This is a genomic window from Liquorilactobacillus ghanensis DSM 18630, assembly GCF_001435235.1.
GTDB lineage: Bacteria > Bacillota > Bacilli > Lactobacillales > Lactobacillaceae > Liquorilactobacillus > Liquorilactobacillus ghanensis.
Genome location: NZ_AZGB01000016.1, coordinates 273,018 through 292,385 on the forward strand (window position 1 = coordinate 273,018; position 19,368 = coordinate 292,385).

17 protein-coding genes are annotated in these 19,368 nt (G+C 36.7%); 10 read left to right on the forward strand and 7 right to left on the reverse strand.

Annotated features, from left to right (window positions below; all coding sequences use genetic code 11):
• The first annotated feature begins 40 nt into the window (after positions 1–40).
• Entirely contained in the window at positions 41–964 is a 924-nt protein-coding gene (rihC, locus tag FC89_RS06755) for a ribonucleoside hydrolase RihC (protein WP_083485435.1), read from the forward strand.
• A 26-nt stretch (positions 965–990) separates the two neighbouring features.
• Positions 991–1,947, forward strand: coding sequence for a nucleoside hydrolase (locus tag FC89_RS06760; protein ID WP_057871786.1), 957 nt, complete (start codon positions 991–993; stop codon positions 1,945–1,947).
• A gap of 90 nt (positions 1,948–2,037) precedes the next feature.
• On the opposite strand, the gene FC89_RS06765 is transcribed toward FC89_RS06760, so the two are convergent.
• Positions 2,038–2,709: a Crp/Fnr family transcriptional regulator gene (locus FC89_RS06765; RefSeq protein WP_057871787.1), complete on the reverse strand. Its 672-nt coding sequence runs from the start codon at positions 2,707–2,709 to the stop codon at positions 2,038–2,040.
• 291 nt (positions 2,710–3,000) lie between these two features.
• Here FC89_RS06765 and larA point away from each other — a divergent pair, with 291 nt between their 5' ends.
• Genes larA through FC89_RS06795 form a run of 6 tightly spaced genes read left to right on the forward strand, consistent with a single transcriptional unit; the run spans position 3,001 to position 8,950 of the window.
• Positions 3,001–4,284, forward strand: coding sequence for a nickel-dependent lactate racemase (larA, locus tag FC89_RS06770; protein WP_057871788.1), 1,284 nt, complete (start codon positions 3,001–3,003; stop codon positions 4,282–4,284).
• 3 nt (positions 4,285–4,287) lie between these two features.
• On the forward strand, positions 4,288–5,064 hold the full coding sequence (gene larB, locus FC89_RS06775; RefSeq protein ID WP_057871789.1) for a nickel pincer cofactor biosynthesis protein LarB: 777 nt from the start codon (positions 4,288–4,290) through the stop codon (positions 5,062–5,064).
• Positions 5,045–6,304, forward strand: coding sequence for a nickel pincer cofactor biosynthesis protein LarC (larC, locus tag FC89_RS06780; RefSeq protein WP_057871790.1), 1,260 nt, complete (start codon positions 5,045–5,047; stop codon positions 6,302–6,304). The genes larB and larC overlap by 20 nt, the downstream gene beginning before the upstream one ends.
• Positions 6,305–7,018, forward strand: a complete 714-nt coding sequence (larD, locus tag FC89_RS06785) for a D/L-lactic acid transporter LarD (RefSeq protein ID WP_057871791.1) — start codon at positions 6,305–6,307, stop codon at positions 7,016–7,018.
• A 38-nt stretch (positions 7,019–7,056) separates the two neighbouring features.
• Complete coding sequence (larE, locus tag FC89_RS06790) at positions 7,057–7,890, forward strand: ATP-dependent sacrificial sulfur transferase LarE (RefSeq protein ID WP_057871792.1); 834 nt, start codon at positions 7,057–7,059, stop codon at positions 7,888–7,890.
• 49 nt (positions 7,891–7,939) lie between these two features.
• The gene (locus FC89_RS06795; RefSeq protein ID WP_057871793.1) at positions 7,940–8,950 is read left to right on the forward strand and encodes a HoxN/HupN/NixA family nickel/cobalt transporter; all 1,011 of its coding nucleotides are present in this window, start codon (positions 7,940–7,942) and stop codon (positions 8,948–8,950) included.
• A gap of 155 nt (positions 8,951–9,105) precedes the next feature.
• Here the strand turns inward: FC89_RS06795 and lrgB are convergent, their stop codons facing one another.
• The 6 genes from lrgB to FC89_RS06825 all read right to left on the reverse strand — a co-directional run bounded on the left by lrgB (position 9,106) and on the right by FC89_RS06825 (position 16,196).
• Positions 9,106–9,831 carry an antiholin-like protein LrgB gene (gene lrgB, locus FC89_RS06800; protein ID WP_057871794.1) on the reverse strand — a complete coding sequence of 242 codons (726 nt, stop codon included), beginning with the start codon at positions 9,829–9,831 and terminating at the stop codon, positions 9,106–9,108.
• A gap of 1 nt (position 9,832) precedes the next feature.
• Positions 9,833–10,318 (reverse strand): CidA/LrgA family protein, encoded by a 486-nt coding sequence (locus FC89_RS06805; protein ID WP_057871795.1) that lies wholly within the window; start codon positions 10,316–10,318, stop codon positions 9,833–9,835.
• A gap of 122 nt (positions 10,319–10,440) precedes the next feature.
• Entirely contained in the window at positions 10,441–11,166 is a 726-nt protein-coding gene (locus FC89_RS06810; protein ID WP_057871796.1) for a LytTR family transcriptional regulator DNA-binding domain-containing protein, read from the reverse strand.
• Positions 11,167–11,179: 13 nt separating this feature from the next.
• The gene (locus tag FC89_RS06815; protein ID WP_057871797.1) at positions 11,180–12,925 is read right to left on the reverse strand and encodes a sensor histidine kinase; all 1,746 of its coding nucleotides are present in this window, start codon (positions 12,923–12,925) and stop codon (positions 11,180–11,182) included.
• A 239-nt stretch (positions 12,926–13,164) separates the two neighbouring features.
• Positions 13,165–14,796 (reverse strand): peptide ABC transporter substrate-binding protein, encoded by a 1,632-nt coding sequence (locus FC89_RS06820; RefSeq protein WP_057871798.1) that lies wholly within the window; start codon positions 14,794–14,796, stop codon positions 13,165–13,167.
• Between the two features lie 569 nt (positions 14,797–15,365).
• A complete protein-coding gene (locus FC89_RS06825) occupies positions 15,366–16,196 on the reverse strand; it encodes a helix-turn-helix transcriptional regulator (RefSeq protein ID WP_057871799.1) in 831 nt (276 codons plus the stop codon).
• Between the two features lie 127 nt (positions 16,197–16,323).
• Here FC89_RS06825 and FC89_RS06830 point away from each other — a divergent pair, with 127 nt between their 5' ends.
• Both FC89_RS06830 and FC89_RS12695 read left to right on the forward strand, forming a co-directional pair.
• Positions 16,324–17,484, forward strand: a complete 1,161-nt coding sequence (locus tag FC89_RS06830) for an MFS transporter (protein WP_057871800.1) — start codon at positions 16,324–16,326, stop codon at positions 17,482–17,484.
• Between the two features lie 610 nt (positions 17,485–18,094).
• Positions 18,095–19,368: bacterial Ig-like domain-containing protein (locus FC89_RS12695; protein WP_057871801.1), on the forward strand; the 1,274-nt coding region annotated here is incomplete at its 3' end.

Genomic DNA, 19,368 nt, shown 5'->3' on the forward strand with positions numbered 1-19,368 from the left:
AATAAACTAGTTATTTGATTTTAGATTGGAGGTAATCAGGATGAAAAAGATGCCCATTATTTTAGATATGGATCCGGGAATTGATGATGCGGTCGCTTTGGCAATTGCATTAACTGAACCTAAATTTGCGGTGAAGCTAGTTACGACAGTTGCAGGTAATGTCAGTGTGGACAAGACTACGTTGAATGCATTGAAATTAGTTGAATTCTTCGATCGGCTGGATGTACCGGTCGCTCGTGGGGCTGCGCAACCGCTAAAAAAGGATTTTGTCGATGCTTCATATATTCATGGAGCCAGTGGTATGCCGGGATATGAGTTTCCGCCGGTAAAACTTAAGGCTGATCCTCGAGATGCCATAACGGCCATTTATCAAACCTTAGCGGCCGCGGTGGAACCACTGACAATTGTTGCCACAGGAGCTTATACTAATATTGCGCAGCTATTGTTGGATCATCCTGATATTAAATCGAAGATCAAACAATTAGTTTTGATGGGCGGCTCATTGTCAGGTGGGAATGTTTCATCAGTAGCTGAATTTAATGTTTTTACTGATCCGGAAGCAGCTAAAATTGTTTATGAAAGCGGCTTGCCAATCGTAATGATTGGTTTAGATGTGACACTGAAGGCTTTAGTGTCATGGAAGACGCTTGATCGTTTGGCGACATTGGGTGAAGCTGGAAAAATGTTGCATGGCTTGATTACTTATTACAAGGATGAATATGATGGCGGTAAACCGCTGCATGATGTTAATACAATTTTTTATTTACTGCATCCAGAAGCTATTAAAACAAAGGAATATCCAATCTATGTCTGCACTGAAGGACCCGCCCAAGGAGCGACTGTGGCTGATTTCCAAGATCGTTGGAGTAATGGCAAAAAAAATGCAGTTGTTGGTTTGGACATTGATGCGGCAGCTTTTAACCAATGGCTATTGGAAAAAGTAAAGCAAATGGCAGTAAAATAAAGGCTTTTCATTTAGGAGGAGAACAGATGGCACGAAAAAAGATGATTTTAGACTTGGATACTGGAATCGATGATGCATTGGCGATCGCTTACGCGGTAGCTGATCCAGAAGTTGATTTAATTGGAATCATTGGCTCATACGGAAATGTTTATGTTGAGGATGGAGTCCAGAATTCATTAAAAATATTAGAATTGCTGCAGGCAACCGATGTTCCGGTTTATCAAGGATTAGCTCATTCATCCGAGTCAGATCATTTTGACCGGATGCCTATCAGTGCCGAAATTCACGGGCAAAATGGAATTGGTGAGATTGATTTACCAGCACCAAAACGTCAGCCGGAAAAAGGAGATGCACTAGACTTTTTCATTAACGCAGTTGAAAAATATCAACAAGATTTAATTTTAGTGCCCACTGGTCCGTTGACAAACCTAGACGCAGCAATCAAACGCTCTCCTAAATTGGTTGATCAAATCGGTAATATCACTTTAATGGGCGGAGCAGTTACAGTACCTGGTAATGTTACTAATGTGGCTGAAGCAAATATTAATCAAGACGCTACAGCAGCTGACCACGTATTTCGTCAGGCTCCATTGACTCAAGTCGGGTTGGATGTCACCTTACGAACACTGTTAACTCGTAAAGAAACTCAGCAATGGCGCGATTTGAAAACAAAAGCCGGTGCAGCTTTTGCTGACATGGTTGATTATTATATTAAAGCCTATGAAGTTACCAGCCCGGATTTGCATGGTTGTGCATTGCATGATCCTTTTGCAGTCGGTGTTGCGATTGATCCGAGTTTTGTTGATACGATTGCCTTAAATATGTATGTAACAACAGATAAAAAGTATTATGGCCGAACGACCGGTGATCCGGCACGTTTATCCAAGCCGAATCCTAATGTAAAAGTTGCTGTTAATGCGGATGTTGACCGATATTTAGCCAGCTTTATGGAACATTTGACAGGCTTATTTGCTAAAAACTGATTGATTTTTCAGTGAATTGAAGTAAATTAATTTTAAATAATACAGTCGTTGCTTTAAACGACTGTATTATTTTTTGTATTCATGAGGGGGTTAAATTGGTACGTAGTCGAGCAAATAATTCATATTAGTAATAATAAATTTACGGTTTTTAATGTTAATAATTCCCTCATCCCGTAAATCACTTAGAATACGAGTAACTGAAGAACGAGAATTAATGCCACAAAAACCAGCAATGTCTTCATTAGTAACTACAAAATCAATTAATACTCCCTGATGGTTAGCTAAGCGAATGCCAAAAAGACCGGTTAATTGATATAAGAAAGCGCAAACGGCATCATGTTTTCCTCCCATAATCATTCGCTGTAGTCTAACAATATTTTCGGATAATTTAGTTCGATAATATTCTTTTACATAATTATTTAATTCCTCATCAGAGTTAACCATTTCCCAAAATCGGACACGATCAATTCGATAAAACTCAGCGGTTTGTGATTCAACACGCACGTTAAAAGGTTGATCAGTGTATTTAGAAACCTCATCTCGCAATAAGCTCAAAACATCCGGTTTGGTAATATAGGACAAATTAAATTCGCGTCCATCCTGCAAAATAATTGAAGTTTTAACAATACCATGTTTTAGAACGTAAGTGCTATTTTCCTCAAGACCGTGATAGGTCAAATATGTGTGTCTTTTTTTTGTAATTACTGGGAAATTATTTGTCTGTAAATAATTCATCATGTATTCAGTATGAGTCATGACCATTCTCATCATTCTCCTTAAATTTGTCTAGTATCATTATAAAACACTGTAAAGCAATTACCATTTCTCTTAATAGTGATGCATAAAGTTTACCGTTAGATAACGGCGACAATTATAGGCGTATATAAATAATTTAAAACTCAAAATAAAGCTCGCTTAATTGGCACTGATTTATTTGTAATATTTCATACACTAACATGGGTTAATGATTCATGCTGCATAAATTGCGTTTGCAAGATAATTTAAGTGAATATACTTGGTAACTGTATTCAGGAGATGAAAGGAAGAATAAAAATGGTTGAAGTAAAATTGCCATATGATAAAAAAGTTATCACTGCAAAAATACCAAAAGCTAATTTTGCTGGGGAATTGGTTTCGCAAGCAGCTAACTTTCAAAATCCGTTATCGGAAAAAGAAACAGTGGAACAGTCACTTGATAATCCGATTGGTTCGCCAAAGTTGGAAGATTTAGCTAAGGGAAAAAGGAATATTGTAATTATTTCTTCAGATCATACTCGACCGGTTCCTTCACGAATCATTACACCAATTTTATTGCGTCGTTTGCGTTCTGTAGCTCCGCAAGCACGAATTAGAATTCTGGTGGCAACTGGTTTTCATCGGCCATCTACACATGAAGAATTAGTTAATAAATATGGTGAAGAAATTGTAGCTAACGAAGAAATTGTGATGCATCATTCACAACGTGATGAAGAGATGACTAAGATCGGTAAATTGCCGTCTGGTGGTGATTTGATTGTCAATAAAGTTGCAACTGAAGCAGATTTGTTGATTTCAGAAGGTTTTATTGAATCACATTTCTTTGCTGGTTTTTCTGGGGGTCGTAAATCTGTTTTACCGGGTATTTCATCTTATAAAACAATTATGGCTAATCATTCAGGTGAATTCATTAATGATGTCCACTCACGGACAGGAAATTTACATCACAATTTGATTCATAAAGACATGGTTTTTGCCGCTAGAGCTGTTCATTTACAATTTATTTTGAATGTAGTTTTAGATGAAGATAAGAAAATTATTGGTTCATTTGCAGGCGATTTAGAAAAAGCACATAAAAAAGGAACCGAATTTGTAGCTTCCTTATCACAGGTTGATCCAATTGAATCGGATATTACGATTTCAACTAATGGTGGTTATCCACTTGATCAAAATATTTATCAAGCTGTTAAAGGGATGACTGCTGCTGAAGCAACTAATAAGCAAAACGGCACAATTATTATGGTTGCAGGTTGTCGTGATGGGCATGGTGGTGAAGGATTTTTCCACAATATTGCTGATGTCAGTGATCCACAAGAGTTTTTAGATCAGGCAATTAATACTCCCCGTTTGAAGACCGTTCCCGATCAATGGACTTCCCAAATTTTGGCACGAATTTTAGTTAACCATCATGTAATTATTGTTTCTGATTTAGTTCAACCTAACTTGGTAACAGATATGCATATGGAATTGGCTAAGTCACTTGATGAGGCAATGCAGCTGGCTTATAAACGTGAAGGGCAAGCTGCTAAGGTAACTGTTATTCCAGATGGATTAGGCGTTATTGTTAAACGTCCACAATAACAGATGAAAAAAGAAGAATTAACAGAATTATTGCAGAGAGTTGCACATCAACAGGTCACAATTAAAGAAGCATTAGCGCAGATTAACGATCAAGGTTTTCTAGATTTGAATTATGCTAAAGTCGATACTAACCGTTTACAGCGAACTGGGGCACCTGAAGTGGTATATGGTGAAGGGAAAACAGCTGAACAAATTATTGGAATTGTACAAGCAATGTTGGTTCAAAAGAATAATATTATGGTCACTAGAGTTACTGCAGAAAAAGCAACTCTAGTTCGACAAGCAATTCCACAACTCAAATATGTTGCTGTAGCAAAAATGCTTTTATATAAAATGCATTCAGTACAACCAGTATCGGGGAAAATTGCTGTGGTAACAGCTGGAACCTCAGATCAAAAAATTGCTGAAGAAGCAGCTGTAACGGCAGAAATGTACGGTAACCAAGTTATACGAGTTTATGATGTTGGTGTTGCAGGAATTCATCGTTTATTTGCTAAGTTAGAAATTATACGAGCGGCTCAAGTTGTGATTGTTGTTGCAGGAATGGAAGGAGCCCTAGCTTCAGTCGTGGGCGGACTGGTTAGCAGCCCGATTATTGCAGTTCCAACAAGTGTTGGTTATGGAACAGCTTTTAATGGTGTGACAGCTCTTTTGACAATGTTAAATAGTTGTTCCACTGGAATAACCGTTGTAAATATTGATAATGGCTTTGGAGCTGGCTATTCCGCAAGTAAGATTAATCATCTTCAGGAGGAAAGTAATGAAAACTCTTTATCTTGATCCTTTTTCTGGAGTCAGCGGCAATATGTTGTTGGGGTCACTATTTGACTTAGGTCTGAATTTCAAGCAATTCAAGCATGAATTAGAAAAATTGAATTTAAAGGGATATCATCTTTCGTTAGAAAAAACAACTCAATCTGCGATTGTTGGCAGCTTATTTGAGGTTACGTTGGTTGGAAAATATGCAGGACATCACGTTGATGAAGGAGAAGTGCAATATACTGGAAAAATTGCTCATCATCATGGACGAAATTTAGCTGAAATAACAAAAATAATTCAAACTTCAAAATTAAAACAGTCAATAAAAGAATCATCGCTAAAGGTTTTTAAAGAAATTGCAAAAGCAGAAGCAGTTGTACATGGGAAAACATTGGAAGAAATTCATTTTCATGAGGTTGGTGCAATTGATTCAATTATAGATATTGTGGGATTCTTTATTGGAATTGATTTATTAGGTATTACGCAAATTACTAGTGGTATTTTGGTTGATGGCACAGGAACAATTGAAGCTGCACATGGAACAATGCCCGTGCCCGTACCAGCCGTTATGCAAATGCGTATTGATAGTGAAGTTCCATTTCGACAACGATCTGATGTAGCAACAGAATTAGTTACACCGACTGGTTTTGCAATTGTCAAAACAGCTGTTAATCAATATGGCACATTACCAGCAGAGTTACTGACCGAAAAAATTGGTTATGGTTTTGGAACGCGCGTTACAGGACATTTAAATGCTTTGCGTGTATTGTTGCTAGAATCAAAATTAACTCAAAAAGAAACTTCCGCCGAAAACGATCAAGTTATAGAAATGCATGCAAATATTGATGATCAGACTGGGGAACAATTGGGATTCGTTTTAGAAAGATTAGTTGATGCTGGAGTTTATGATGCTTTCTTTACACCGATTTTTACGAAAAAGAATCGCCCAGCGTACCAATTAACTGTATTAAGCAGTCCTGAATTGACCGATAAAGTCAGCAATTTGCTGTTAAAAGACACTTCAACTTTTGGCATACGCTGGACTAGTATGCAGCGAAAAGTTATGCAACGGAACTTTACGGAAGTAACAACAAAATTAGGGAAGATCCAACTTAAAATTGGTCATTTGAATGAAATTAAAAAAATTACAGTTGAATATGATCAGGCAGCTCAGATTGCAATTAAAACAGGAATGAGTGTTTCTGAGGTAATGCAACTCGCATTACAAGCCTATTATAAAAAAATCAATGAGGTGGAATAAGTGATACATCAGTTATTAGCGGAATTTATGGGGACAGCATTAATGATTGTCTTTGGTGTTGGTGTTCATGCCGATACTGTTTTGAATGATACAAAATATCATGGTTCAGGTCATCTATTTGCAATTACGACTTGGGCATTTGGAATTAGTGTTTCATTGTTTGTTTTTGGAAATGTAACGATTAATCCAGCAATGGCATTGACACAGGTTTTGCTTGGAAACATGACTTGGCTTGTCTTTTTCCCAACTGCAGTTGTTCAAGTTTTGGGCGGAGTTATCGGTTCAGTTATTGTTTATATTATGTATGCAGATTCATTTAAGCATTCATATGGCAAGATTGATAATGTTACAATTCGCAATATTTTTTCGACAGCGCCAGCAGTTAGAAATTTGCCAAGAAACTTTTTTGTAGAATTTTTTGCAACTTTTGTTTTTATAACGTCAATTTTAGCTATTTCTCAATATAAAACACCTGGTATCGTTCCAGTTGGTGTTGGATTATTAGTTTGGGCAATCGGTATGGGGATGGGAGGTCCTACAGGATTTGCAATGAATTTGGCTCGTGATATGGGTCCAAGAATTGCTCATGCCATATTACCACTGAAAAATAAAGCTGATAATGATTGGCAGTATGGAATCCTAGTACCGGGAATAGCCCCGTTTGTTGGTGCGGTTGCGGCAGCATTATTTGCTAAGTATTATATGGGTCTTTAATTAAAAATAAATTATTTATATGAAAGGGTGCTTATTTTATGAATGAATTAGCAAAAAAAGAAGTAAAAGTTAATGAAGTATTAAGCCAATATGACCAGGTCTTGGTTGCGTTCTCAGGCGGGATTGATTCAACGTTGGTATTGGATTCAGCTTTAAAAGTTTTAGGTCATAATAAGGTTACTGCAGTTGTAGCTAATTCGGAATTGTTTACTAATAAAGAATTTGATAAAGCTGTTAAATTGGCAAAAGATTTGGGAGCAAATGTTAAAACTGTTGAATTGAATTATTTAGCAAATGATGAGATTAAACATAATACTCCAGCTTCTTGGTATTGGATGAAAAAAATCTTTTATCAGAAGTTAAATGAATTGAAAGCAGAATTAAATGCCGATGTCGTACTTGATGGCATGATTATGGATGATAATAACGATTTTCGCCCAGGGTTACGAGCACGAGATGAAGAAAAGGCTGTTTCTATTTTGCAACAGGCAGATATCTATAAAAAAGAAGTTCGTAAAATAGCTGCGTCTCGAGGACTTGTTAACTGGAATAAGGTTGCTAGTTGTTCAGTTTCTTCACGTTTTCCTTATAATACTGAACTTACATTAAAAGCGATTAAGCGTGTAATGGATTCAGAAGCATATCTACGTGGATTAGGTTTCTTAACTGTTCGAGTTCGTGTTCAAGATTTGGTTGCTCGTATTGAGGTACCTGTTGAACAAACAGTTAACTTAATTAATCAAATGCAAGAAATTAATCAACGGTTAAAGAACTTTGGTTTTGAATATGTGACAGTTGATCTTCAAGGATTCAAATCTGGTCGGATGAATGAAGTTTTGTCTGACAATCAAAAAGCAGCATTGGTTGGTTAAAAAGTTAGATTTTCCGTGAAAGTTTTAAATTATGTAAAGGAGAATCCTTGTGAAAAGAAGTGTTTTTAAGAATTCAATTCCCTTTTATTTCGCAGTTATAGGAATTCATCTATTAGGTATTTTATTGATTGCTTATGCAGCGGGAAAATCCAGCAATTTCTGGGGATTGGGATTATTAGCTTATTCTTTAGGTTTGCGACATGCTTTTGATGCGGATCATATTGCAGCCATTGATAATACTGTACGTAAATTAATTCATCAGCGAAAAAAATCTTGTGGAGTGGGATTCTTTTTCTCACTAGGTCACTCGACTGTCGTTTTTCTGATGGTTGTTTTGATTAGCATTTCTCTGAAATGGATTAAACTTAAATTACCATTATTTCAAAGCATAGGTGGTTTGATTGGATCATTAGTTTCAGGTGTTTTTCTAATCGGGATTGCGATTGTTAATTTAATTGTATTGATAAGCTTATGGCGATCATTGAAATCGGTAAGACAAAATGCAGTTGATGAAAATGAATTGAATAAATTATTATTGTCGCGTGGCTTTTTACTGCGATTAATTTATCCATTATTTAAGTTTATTAATCATGAATGGCAGATGTATCTGATTGGTTTTTTGTTTGGTCTAGGTTTTGATACTGCGAGTGAAATTGGTTTAATAGCAATTTCTGCCACAGCAGCTCAGGCAAATGCTTTTTCTGTTGGAATTCTGGCTTTACCAATTTTATTTGCTGCAGGCATGAACTTAATGGATACAACGGATTCAGTTATGATGGCGGGCGCTTACAGTTGGGCATTTGCAACTCCAGAAAGAAAAACGGGTTATAACTTGATAGTAACTTCAATTTCAACTACAGCAGCTTTTGCTGTTGGATTTTTAGAACTTGTTCAGGTATTGGCAAGTACCACTGCTGTTAAGGGGAAAATTATTCAAGTTATTGAAGGAATCAATCTTAATTGGTTAGGCTATGGTTTGTTTATCTTATTTATTGTAATTTGGAGTGTTTCATATTTGTTTTGGCACTTTTATCAAAATCAAGATGTTAGTATCAAGTAATGGAGATTCTAATTTACTAAAAAAGACTTGCTATTTTGAGTTGTTCGATCATTTGAACTGGGAGTTCGGTAATGATCTGAATAGTCAATATATTCAAGTCTTTTTTGTTTTTTAATATTAGAGGTAAATTCAACTAATCCTTTTTAGTGTAATAATTAGAAAATTAACTTACTGAAGATTGGAACGATCAAATCAATAACCACACCAATGACTACTACTGCGATGGCAGCCATTGAACCCTGAACTGAACCAAGTTTTAAAGCATAGGCTGAACCGATAGTATGACCTGAAGTACCGAGACCTAATCCGGCACCAATTGGATCAGAATTTAAGCGGAAAGTTTTGACTAACCAATCACCTAAAGCATAGATAATAACAGCATTTAAAATACAAGCCATGGCTGTTACAGCTGAATTACCGCCGATGGAAGCTGAAATCGGCAAAGCAATTGCGGTAGTGGCTGCTTGCGGCAGCAGAGATTCAATGGCTGTTTTGCTCAAACCGATTAATTTTGAAACACCAACGATCGCAGTTAAGGAAATCACTGAGCCAACGATCAGAGCAGCTAGAATTTCAACCCAGTATTTTTTGATAATGTCGTTACGTTTGTACAGCGGGATTGCAAAAGCAATTGTTGCCGGATTTAAGAACCAGAAAATTAAATCACCACCTGGTTTGTAAGCAGTAGTATAAAAGCTGGCAGTACTTTTGCCTAGTAACGCTGCTAAAACGACTAGGATAACAATTCCCAGGACCATTGCAACAAATAATGGTTGAAAGAAGAAAAGTCCATGAGATTTTTTAAAAAGCCACTGACCAATTAAATAAACAACGACGGATAAACAAATTCCAAAGAATGGTGTTGTAAAAATTACTGACATTTTATTCCCCTCCTTTGGCGTGCTGATTAACTGACATTTTTAAACCATGAAGTGTATTTAGTGACTTGGTATGTGGTTTAGCAGCTAATTGTTTGATTTCTTGCCGGCACCAGATAAAGAATTTAGCGGTATAGGCAATTACTACCAGCAAAATAATTGTTGATAAGGCAATGACTAGAATCAATTGCCAACCTTGCTGCTGCATGATTTTTAGATTAGCAGCTAAAGAAATTCCTGATGGAACAAATAAGAATCCGATGATTCCGATTAAGAAACTGCCGACTGAATCGACCCATTCCAGTTTGATAATATGAAAAGTCAATAACAGATAAAGCAGGATCAATCCAATAACCGGAGCTGGAACCGGAAATGAAGCCGGAAACAAACTGGAGATGGCATTAGCGACAAATAAGATGACAGTGTAGATCCCAAGTTGAACTAATAATGGAGCAGCCTTTTTCGATGTGGTTTGTTTACTGGTTTTCATATTGATCATCCTTTCCTTTTTTCACTATTAGCATACTTGAAAAAATAAAAAAAGCGTCGTTTTTGCGGTGAATTGCAAAAATCGGCACTTAAACTGCCCTCTTCAATTGTTAAATGAAACTGTTACATCTGTAGCTGCTGCCGCAATTCTTTGACGAATGAACGGCCAACCGGCAGCTTTTGCTGGTTGGTCATGGTTAATTGATAAGTGTGATTGAACCAAGGCTGAACCTCACGAATACAGTTGAGGTTAACTAAGACACTGCGATGAACCTGAATGAATTTTTGTGGATCCAAGCGTTGTTTCAGCCAATTCAAAGTTTCGTGTGTGGAGAAATCACCGTTGGCAGTAGTGATAGTGAGAACACCATTGTTGACAGCGGCTGAAATAATTTCTTTGACCGGTAAGACAGTTGTTTTTTCTTCTTGAGTAACCGTAATTACTGTTGGATAAGCAGCAGTCGTTACTGTTTGGTCAGTAGATTTATCAGCTAATAGAGCAGTAGCTTTGGCCACAGCTTGATTAATTCGTTTTTGTTCAAAAGGTTTAAGAACATAATCGATCGCATTAATATTGAACGCATCAACAGCGTAATTGTCGTAGGCAGTTGCAAAGATTACCAGCGGTGGCTGAGCAAGCTGCTGTAATTCCTTAGCTAACGAAAAGCCATTTTCTTCATTAAGTTCGATATCAAGAAAAAGCAGTTCGATTTGATTTTTTAAAAGTAGCTGCAAACCGTCACCGATTCCTTCAGCTTGATAAATTTGATCAATTGCCGAATTTTGTTTTAAGAGATATTCAAGTTCATTGCGAGATAATGGTTCATCATCGACTAGTAAGACATTCATTAAAATATTCACCTCAATTTTTAGTTGCTGCAGCGATCGTTTCCGGTAAGGGGATCAGCATTTTAACGGTTGTTCCGGCAGGACTGCTGTTGATCTGCAGTCGGCTGTCATGACCATATAAACCAATTAAACGATGATTAAGATTGACTAAAGCTGTTCCGGTTCCCGTGGCTGAATTCAAAACTTGATTTCCCAATTTGTTGACCAAGGCAGCTGGGATACCAATACCATTGTCACTGACGGCAATTAATAGTGATTGTTGCAGTTGCTTAACGCTGATTTTAATTTGATTATTGGTTTTTCGACCGACAAAGGCATGCTTGACGGCATTTTCTACTAAAACCTGCAAACAAAACGGCGGGACTTTGACTTGGTCGTTAGTTTGAATATCGTAGGTAACTTGATATTTATTTGGAAACCGAGTTTGTTCTAATGACATATAGGAGTTGACGTGTTCCCGTTCTTGCTGTAAAGGAATCTGAGTTTCGCGGACGCCTTGTAGACTGGAGCGGAAAAAAGTACTGAGTTGTAGCAAAGCAGTTCGCGCCTTTTCAACATCAGTTCGCATTAAAGCACTAATAGTGTTGATAGCATTAAAGAAAAAGTGTGGATTGATTTGAGCCTGCAGTGCCTTGATCTCAGCATCACTGACTAATTTCGATTGTTCTTCAGCGATTCCCAAGGCTAGTTGACTTGAAAAGATCGAAGCTAAACCGGCAGCCAAATTTTCTTCAACTGGAGTTAAGCGTTCGGCCTTAGTAAAATACATTTTTAAAGCACCTAAAGTTTTTCCATTAACTTTAAGCGGCAAAACGATTGCTGAAGCTAACGGACAACCAGCATGTGGGCAACCGATTTCGTCTTTATGATAAGCATAACGAGCCTCTCCACTAGCGATGACGTGTTTGGATAAATCAGTTAAAACTGCTTCTTTGGCTAAATGATGGTCCTGACCAGCCCCGACGTGTGCCAGAACATTAACTCGGTCAGTAATTCCGACTGCATCGAAGTTAGTATATTTTTTAATGATCTCACAAGCTTTTTGTGCGGAATTAATATTCAGACCTTGCCGAAAATAAGGCAGTGTTTTATCCGCTAAACTTAAAACATCATGTGTTTGAACGGCTTTTAGCTGTTGTTCGTTGACCAAGTAGGCATTGATAATTGAAATAAAAACAAAAGCACCAATGCTATTAAGCAGCATCATTGGAACAATGATTAAGCGAACTAAGGTCAAACCGCTAAAAATACCGATGAACAGCATTTGAATACCTTCAGCACAAACACCGAGTGCAGCTGTTATCCAAGATCCTGGATAGGCATTACTCTTTTTTAAGTAATTACCGGCAGTACCGGTAAAAAGACCAGCCAAGATGGAACTCGGAATATAGAAGAAATCAGAAAAGTTTCCCTGAATTACACGATGAATACCACCTAATAAGCCAACTACACTGCCAACCAGCGGCCCGCCAACAATTCCAGCAACAGTAATTACTAGTGTTCGGGTATTAGCAATTGAGTCTGATTGCGGCAATGCGGTCAAAAATGGTGTTTGAATCAAAGTATTGTTGCGAGTGATCTCAACACCGGTTAAGTTAGAAATCACTGTAAAAATTGTAAAAATTGCGATCAAAGCACATTTAGCCTGTAAGGTGTTTTGTTTAATCAGCTGGCGAAAGAAACGGACGTTCACCAGTAAAAAAGCAAGCACAAGAATGATCCCCAGTCGCTGCAGCAATAATACAAATAAATTAAACATATCTCGCCTCCAAGATAAAGTCTTATTAAATTTATTCTATCCCAACATGAATTGATCTGGGAAACTATTTTGGCAATTTTAAATGATTCAGGCTTTGATTACGAGATTGTTGGCCAAATTATAATGTTGAACATAAGAAATAGCCTTTACAGGCTATAAGTGGGGTTATTTATTTGTAAATAAAATCATGCAATTCTTTTTTTTAATATATCATCAAAATGTTAAAAAAACAACTTTTTTTATTTTATATAGGTATATTTATAATTCCATTGCGTGCCGGCTGTATTATGAATAATGCCTTTTACATCAGTTTTTTGCAAATATGATGTAACTTGTTGATAAACAGGGGTTACACCTTGATCTCCATTAAATATTTTAGCGGCAGTAACTAAATCATTCCAACGTTTAGTAGGATAATTGGCATCTTCATTTTGGGCTTTATTTATTAAAGTATCATATTGTGAGTTCGAATATCCACCATAATTGTAAGAAGTTCCTGTCAATGGAATCTGCAAGAAGGTGATCGGATCGTTGAAATCTCCTCCCCAACCAGCTAAATAAAGATCAAAATTGCCGTTTTGAGCATTTTGTGAAGCATTATTAGTTGGGATACTACGAACAGTGATCGATAGTCCAGGTAAAACTTTAGCGTATTGCGATTGCAGGTATTGTGAAACTACATTGCTGCTACTGTCATCATTGGAAGATAGTAAGGTTAATTTTAAGTTCTTTAACCCGGTTTCTTGCAACCCCTTTTCCCAATATTTTTTGGCTAGTTCTTTGTTATAAGTAACGGTGTTTTTGACTGCTTGCTGTTTTGAAAAATCTTCGCCGGTTTTAGGATCTTTTGCTAATCCGGAAGCTACAAATCCAGTTGGAATATAAGAACCATCTCCCAGCACTTTCTTAGTAAGAACTTGCCGATTGATTGCCAGCGACATTGCTAAGCGAATATTACGATTATTCAAAGCTTTACGCTTATTCTCATCTTTGTCTTTAAAGTTATAGGCGATATATGAGACGTAAGAATAAGGATAAGATTTAAATTGTGATGATGATCGATAGTTTTTAACTTGCTGATTTGATAATGGTGTCATGTCTAATTTATTTTGTTGGTATAGTTCATGACCAGTTGTTGGATTTTCAACTACCGTATAATTTATTTGCTGAAGCTTAACGGCTTTTTTATCCCAGTAATGCTTATTTTTAACGAATTTCCATTTGTTGCCGGTTCCAGTCCAAGATTTGATGACAAATGGGCCGGAATAGACCATATATTGTGAACGACGGCCATATTTACTTCCGTATTTAACGACAACTTTTTTATCTTGCGGTCCAAACAGTGGGTAGGCCATTAAAACTTTGAAATAGGAAATCGCTTTATCAAGTTTAATAACAACGGTTTGTTTGTTAGGCGCACTGATTCCAATCTGATCAGCTGATTTCTTGCCGGCAATAATTTCATTAGCATTTTTAACGCCGCTAAACAGATAAGAATATGGAGATTTTGTTTTAGGGTTTATTGTTCTGCGCCATGAATAAACGAAATCTTGTGCTGTGATCCGATCACCGTTGCTCCAATAAGCTTTTCTGATTTTAAATGTCCAAGTCTTGCCATCTGGGGAAACGTTGCTGGATTTTGCCAGTCCAGCCGTCGGTTTGCCGCTTTTCCCCAAGCGATAAAAACTTTCAAAGACATTTCCAGTTTGCCCGTAACCGGTTGACTTAGAAATGTCGATAGTATCCAATGGAGCAGTTGCACTTAAATTTAGAACCTGTTTTTGCGAGCTGCTGGTTTGTTTGCCACATGCTGTAAGTAGTAACAGCAAAGCTGCGAAAATTGTTGTTAGAGTAATTTTTTTAGAATTCATAGGCCATTCGTCTCCAATTTTTACTTGATTAAATGATTTTTTACAATAGAAATGGTATTAATTTGCATGACTCTATTCCCCCTGGAAGTCCCATGCCAAAGAACCAACCATTTTGTTATCTTGTGATATCTAATTCTAGTCATGAATTTTCTCCCTTTTGTTGAAAAAATAAAAAAGCGCCCCAGCAATTTAATGCTGGGACGCTCAAACGTGGTACCACCCAAGATTTACTGCAGAATTCAATTTTGCAGCCTCATAAACACAATAAAAAATCATTATGTTTAGACGATATCGAGTCAAAACGTGCGATTGGCTTGCACCTCACAGCAAAACTCCGGATTCATCTTCATCAAACCCTTAATTCTGTTCTTTCACTGCCAACAGTTGCTGGATATCAGTTAGTTTGATTACTCTTTCCTTCAACGTTCAAATAACCTGATTCATTTCTGATAGTATAAAGGTTTCCCTTTTTTTAGTCAACCAGCTGAATTAAAAATAGTTGCTTAGTATAGAAACAATCGATTAACTTTACTGCTATCAAGTCATGATAAACAAATCAGAAATTATTTTTAGGATTTGTTATTTGAAACTAACCATTTTAGTTTGTTTCTTGTTTCAGTGTCGTTAGCTAAATTTACGGTAATAATAGCATTTGGTAATTCATTGGTAAAAAAGGATTGGTGTGATAGTCGCAGGTCGCCAACTTCGGGATGGTGCAATAATTTATCTCCTTCAGGAGTGCCGATGATGTCGAGGTCATGCCACATGGAATTAAAACTTTGACTTTTTTTACAAAGCTGGTTAATAAAATCAATTAGTTTTTCATCTTTATTAATTCGGCTGTAAGCAACACGCAGCTGACTGACCCTTAGTTTAGCGTATCCTTCCCAATCATCTAATAATTCTTGCATAAAGGGATCGGTAAACGCTCTCCAGATAGAATTTCTTTCCAGTACGTTCATTGCTTCATAATTTCCAAATACTAATAATGCTGCTTTATTCCAACCGATAAAATTCCACCGTTTATCTGTTATATATGCCGGATTGGGATTTTGTGAGTCCAAAAAATGTTGAAGTTGTTTAGTTATTGGTTGTTTTTGACTGGAATCATCAGGAATTCGTTGCCCAGATAAGGCAAATAGATATTCTCTTTCGCTATTATTTAATGCTAGTACCTTACTTAAAGAGTTGAGGACATCTACAGAAGGCTTTATTGTTCGTCCTTGCTCCAATTTGGTATACCAATCGGTGCTTATATGTGCTAATTCAGCAACTTCTTCTCGTCTGAGTCCACTGACGCGCCTTTTATTATAAGAAATGATGTTAAAATTTTCGGCATTTAAAGAAGCACGTTTTTTTCTTAGAAAATTTCCGAGATCTTTACTATTGGTAGTATTCATTTTTGCCTCCGCTTAGCATTTTTAAGCTGGTACTCACTAACCTAGGATAAGCTGACACTATTTAGTCGCTGAACTACGGCTTATAGTATATAACAGATCGATTTTAAAAGAAAAGAGGTTACTTTTATTGAAAAAAAGCGAATTTCCAACTAATCGTATTCTGTGGTTTTTGACTTTTGTTTGTGCCTTAGCGGTGGCCAATTTGTATTACGATCAAGTTCTTTTAACCAAAATCATTATTAAGTTCAATGTTTCAGCTGCTCAAGGAGGGGCTTTAATAACTGTTATTCAGGTGGGCTACACACTGGGACTGCTATTGATAGTACCTTTGGGAGATAAGTTTGATCGGAAAAAACTTGTAGTTGCAAGTATGTGTCTAGCTGCCGGGTGGCTTGTCGCGATGACTTTGACCAACTCTTTTTTTATACTTAAAATTTTCGGATTTTTGCTGGGGTTAAGCACGGTTTCTGCTCAACTTTTGATTCCTTTTGTAGCTGCAAATGCTAATAAGTCTAATACAGGGGAAGTTACTGGCAAACTTTTGTTAGGTGTTTTTTTGGGTGTTTTGATTGGTAGGGTTTTGGGAGGCTGGCTGGGTCAAATATTTAGTTGGAGAATTATTCATTGGATGGTTTCTTTGCTATTAATAATATGTGCTATTTTAGTGAGCGTAATTGTTCCAATCGATAAGACAGAGAAACAAAAATCTTATGCTCAAATTTTAAAATCATTGCCACAGTTAATCCGAAAAGAATTTGTCGTTAGAGAAACAATGATTTTTGGTGCCGCTGCATTCGCTGCCTTTAATATATTCTGGGTCCCTTTAACTTTTATATTAACTAATTCGCCATACCATTTTGATAGTGGAGTTGTTGGAACTTTTGGACTGATCGGCATAGCTGGAGCATTTGCAGCAGGCTTTTCAGGAAGGTTGGCAGATAGACCTAATTCTAAAAAGTGGAATATAGTAGCTCTTGGTGTTATGCTTTTTTCTTTCATTCTTTTGAAATTTACTTGGAGTAATTTGTTTGGTCTGATTATTGTAACATTTTTGCTGGACATTGGTTCCAGAATGAATATGACGTTAAATCAAGGACGAATATATCATTTAGCTCCCAAATTACACAGCCGTTTAAACTCCTTATACATGGTAAGTTACTATTTTGGCGGATCTCTTGGTTCATGGTTGGGAAGCTTCGCCTATCAAAATTGGGGAGTGATGGGGTTAACGGCCATTGCTACTGTTATTTTGGCATTAAGTATTTTGTATGCTTTTTTAAAAAAGTGATAATTAAAAAAACAATATAATTATTTTAACACCTGGTTTTGAGTAACTGGGTGTTTTTGTGTACTATATTTTTCTTTAGATGTTACTTGAAAATGTACACTATAATGTGTATTTAATTACATATTAATTTTAGGACTAGTTTTCTAATTTGATATTAAAATTTAGGAATAACTTTTTGAATCAAAATGCTTGCTTTAGAATTTTTGCAACCAGTATGTGAGACTGTAAAAGGCTTACTTAGAATATAAAAGTTAATTTAATGCAATGATACGGGAATGCGGAAGCACGAAATTATCTTTTCAACAAATTGAAAACTGGCTAAATTATAGTTATAAAAATTTATAATACAGTTATACAATACATAAGCTACAGCCTTGAGCTTCTCAGCAAATAAATGATTTATAAATTTATTAATTATTAAATAAAATGGGTTTAACGGTACGCTTTTATTGGGATATCAAGGGAATTAGGCGCTAAATGGCAATAATTTCCATTGAAATGGTTAAAATATTGTGTCAAACGCAAAAAGATTTACTTATCGCTAATTTTTAGTATACTATTGTAAGCGAAGAAGGCCTTGAATGATTATAATTAATTAGGAGAATTTAATATGAATAACCAAAAGGTACATTACAAAATGTATAAAAAAGGCAGCAAATGGGTTTTTGCGGCAATAGTTGTGATTACGATTGGAATTGCTGGATGGAGTGATAGTGAACAAAGCATTCACGCAGATACCGCAAATAGCATGGCAAAAACAGCGACAAGTATGTCAAGCTCAGCCAAAAATAGTAGTACAACAAGTAGTGCCTCAAGCACAGCATCTGATAGTCAAGCAAGTAGTGAGTCGACAACAAGTGATAGTACGGTAAGTAATGCATTGAGTGCGACAACTGAGTCTGATACGGCAAGCAGTTCATCGAGTTCATCTACAAATAGCAGCACGGCGGATAGTTCATCAAGTTCGGTTTCAGACAGCAGTTCAGCAAGCAGCACTTCAGGCACATATGCAACTATTCAAGCAAAGGACAGTGTTATATCCGTAGGTACAAAGTGGAATGCGAAAGATAATTTTACCAAAGCAACCGATTCTAAAGGAAATGATATTCCGTTTTCAGAAATTAGGGTTGCTGGTGAAGTTGATACGAACAAGCCAGGAACATATGAAATAACGTATAGTTACACTGAGAGCGGTACGAATACATTTAGTACGGCAATAACCGTTATCGTAACTGGTGTAGTAATAAACGCGAAAGATAGTACGATCATAGCTGGCCCGAATACTAAATGGGATAAGGAAGATAATTTTGATTCTGCAACGGATGAGAGCGGGGATATACCTTTTTCAAAATTCGATGTTACCGGCAGTGTAGATACAACCAAGGCGGGGGAATATGAAATAACGTATAGCTGTATCGATAAAGATGGTCATCGAGTTAGCAAAACGATTACGGTGACAGTGGTGGACTCTAAAGCAGCGATAGATGCGAAAGATAGTACGATCGTAGCTGGTCCAGCCACGAAGTGGAATGCGGGAAATAATTTTACTTCGGCAACGGATGAAAATGGAAATCCTTTACAAATTTCAGATCTGACAGTTAGCGGGACAGTAGATCCAACTAGACCAGGGACATACGAAATAACATATAGCTATACAGATGGAGCTGGTAATAAGATCAGTAAGACGATCACAGTAACAGTGGTCGCATCTAAGGCAGCGATAGATGCGAAAGATAGTATGATTATAGCTGGTCCGACCACGAAATGGAGTGCTGAAAATAACTTTAACTCCGCAACAGATGAAAACGGCAATCCTTTACAGATTTCGGATCTGACAGTTAGTGGAACAGTAGATCCAACCAAGGCAGGAAAATATGAAATAAC

Coding starts and splice junctions, on each gene's coding strand:
- rihC (WP_083485435.1), top strand. CDS start 41: ATGAAAAAGATGCCCATTATTTTAGATATGGATCCGGGAATTGATGAT.
- FC89_RS06760 (WP_057871786.1), top strand. CDS start 991: ATGGCACGAAAAAAGATGATTTTAGACTTGGATACTGGAATCGATGAT.
- FC89_RS06765 (WP_057871787.1), bottom strand. CDS start 2,709: ATGGTCATGACTCATACTGAATACATGATGAATTATTTACAGACAAAT.
- larA (WP_057871788.1), top strand. CDS start 3,001: ATGGTTGAAGTAAAATTGCCATATGATAAAAAAGTTATCACTGCAAAA.
- larB (WP_057871789.1), top strand. CDS start 4,288: ATGAAAAAAGAAGAATTAACAGAATTATTGCAGAGAGTTGCACATCAA.
- larC (WP_057871790.1), top strand. CDS start 5,045: ATGAAAACTCTTTATCTTGATCCTTTTTCTGGAGTCAGCGGCAATATG.
- larE (WP_057871792.1), top strand. CDS start 7,057: ATGAATGAATTAGCAAAAAAAGAAGTAAAAGTTAATGAAGTATTAAGC.
- lrgB (WP_057871794.1), bottom strand. CDS start 9,831: ATGTCAGTAATTTTTACAACACCATTCTTTGGAATTTGTTTATCCGTC.
- FC89_RS06805 (WP_057871795.1), bottom strand. CDS start 10,318: ATGAAAACCAGTAAACAAACCACATCGAAAAAGGCTGCTCCATTATTA.
- FC89_RS06810 (WP_057871796.1), bottom strand. CDS start 11,166: ATGAATGTCTTACTAGTCGATGATGAACCATTATCTCGCAATGAACTT.
- FC89_RS06815 (WP_057871797.1), bottom strand. CDS start 12,925: ATGTTTAATTTATTTGTATTATTGCTGCAGCGACTGGGGATCATTCTT.
- FC89_RS06820 (WP_057871798.1), bottom strand. CDS start 14,796: ATGAATTCTAAAAAAATTACTCTAACAACAATTTTCGCAGCTTTGCTG.
- FC89_RS06825 (WP_057871799.1), bottom strand. CDS start 16,196: ATGAATACTACCAATAGTAAAGATCTCGGAAATTTTCTAAGAAAAAAA.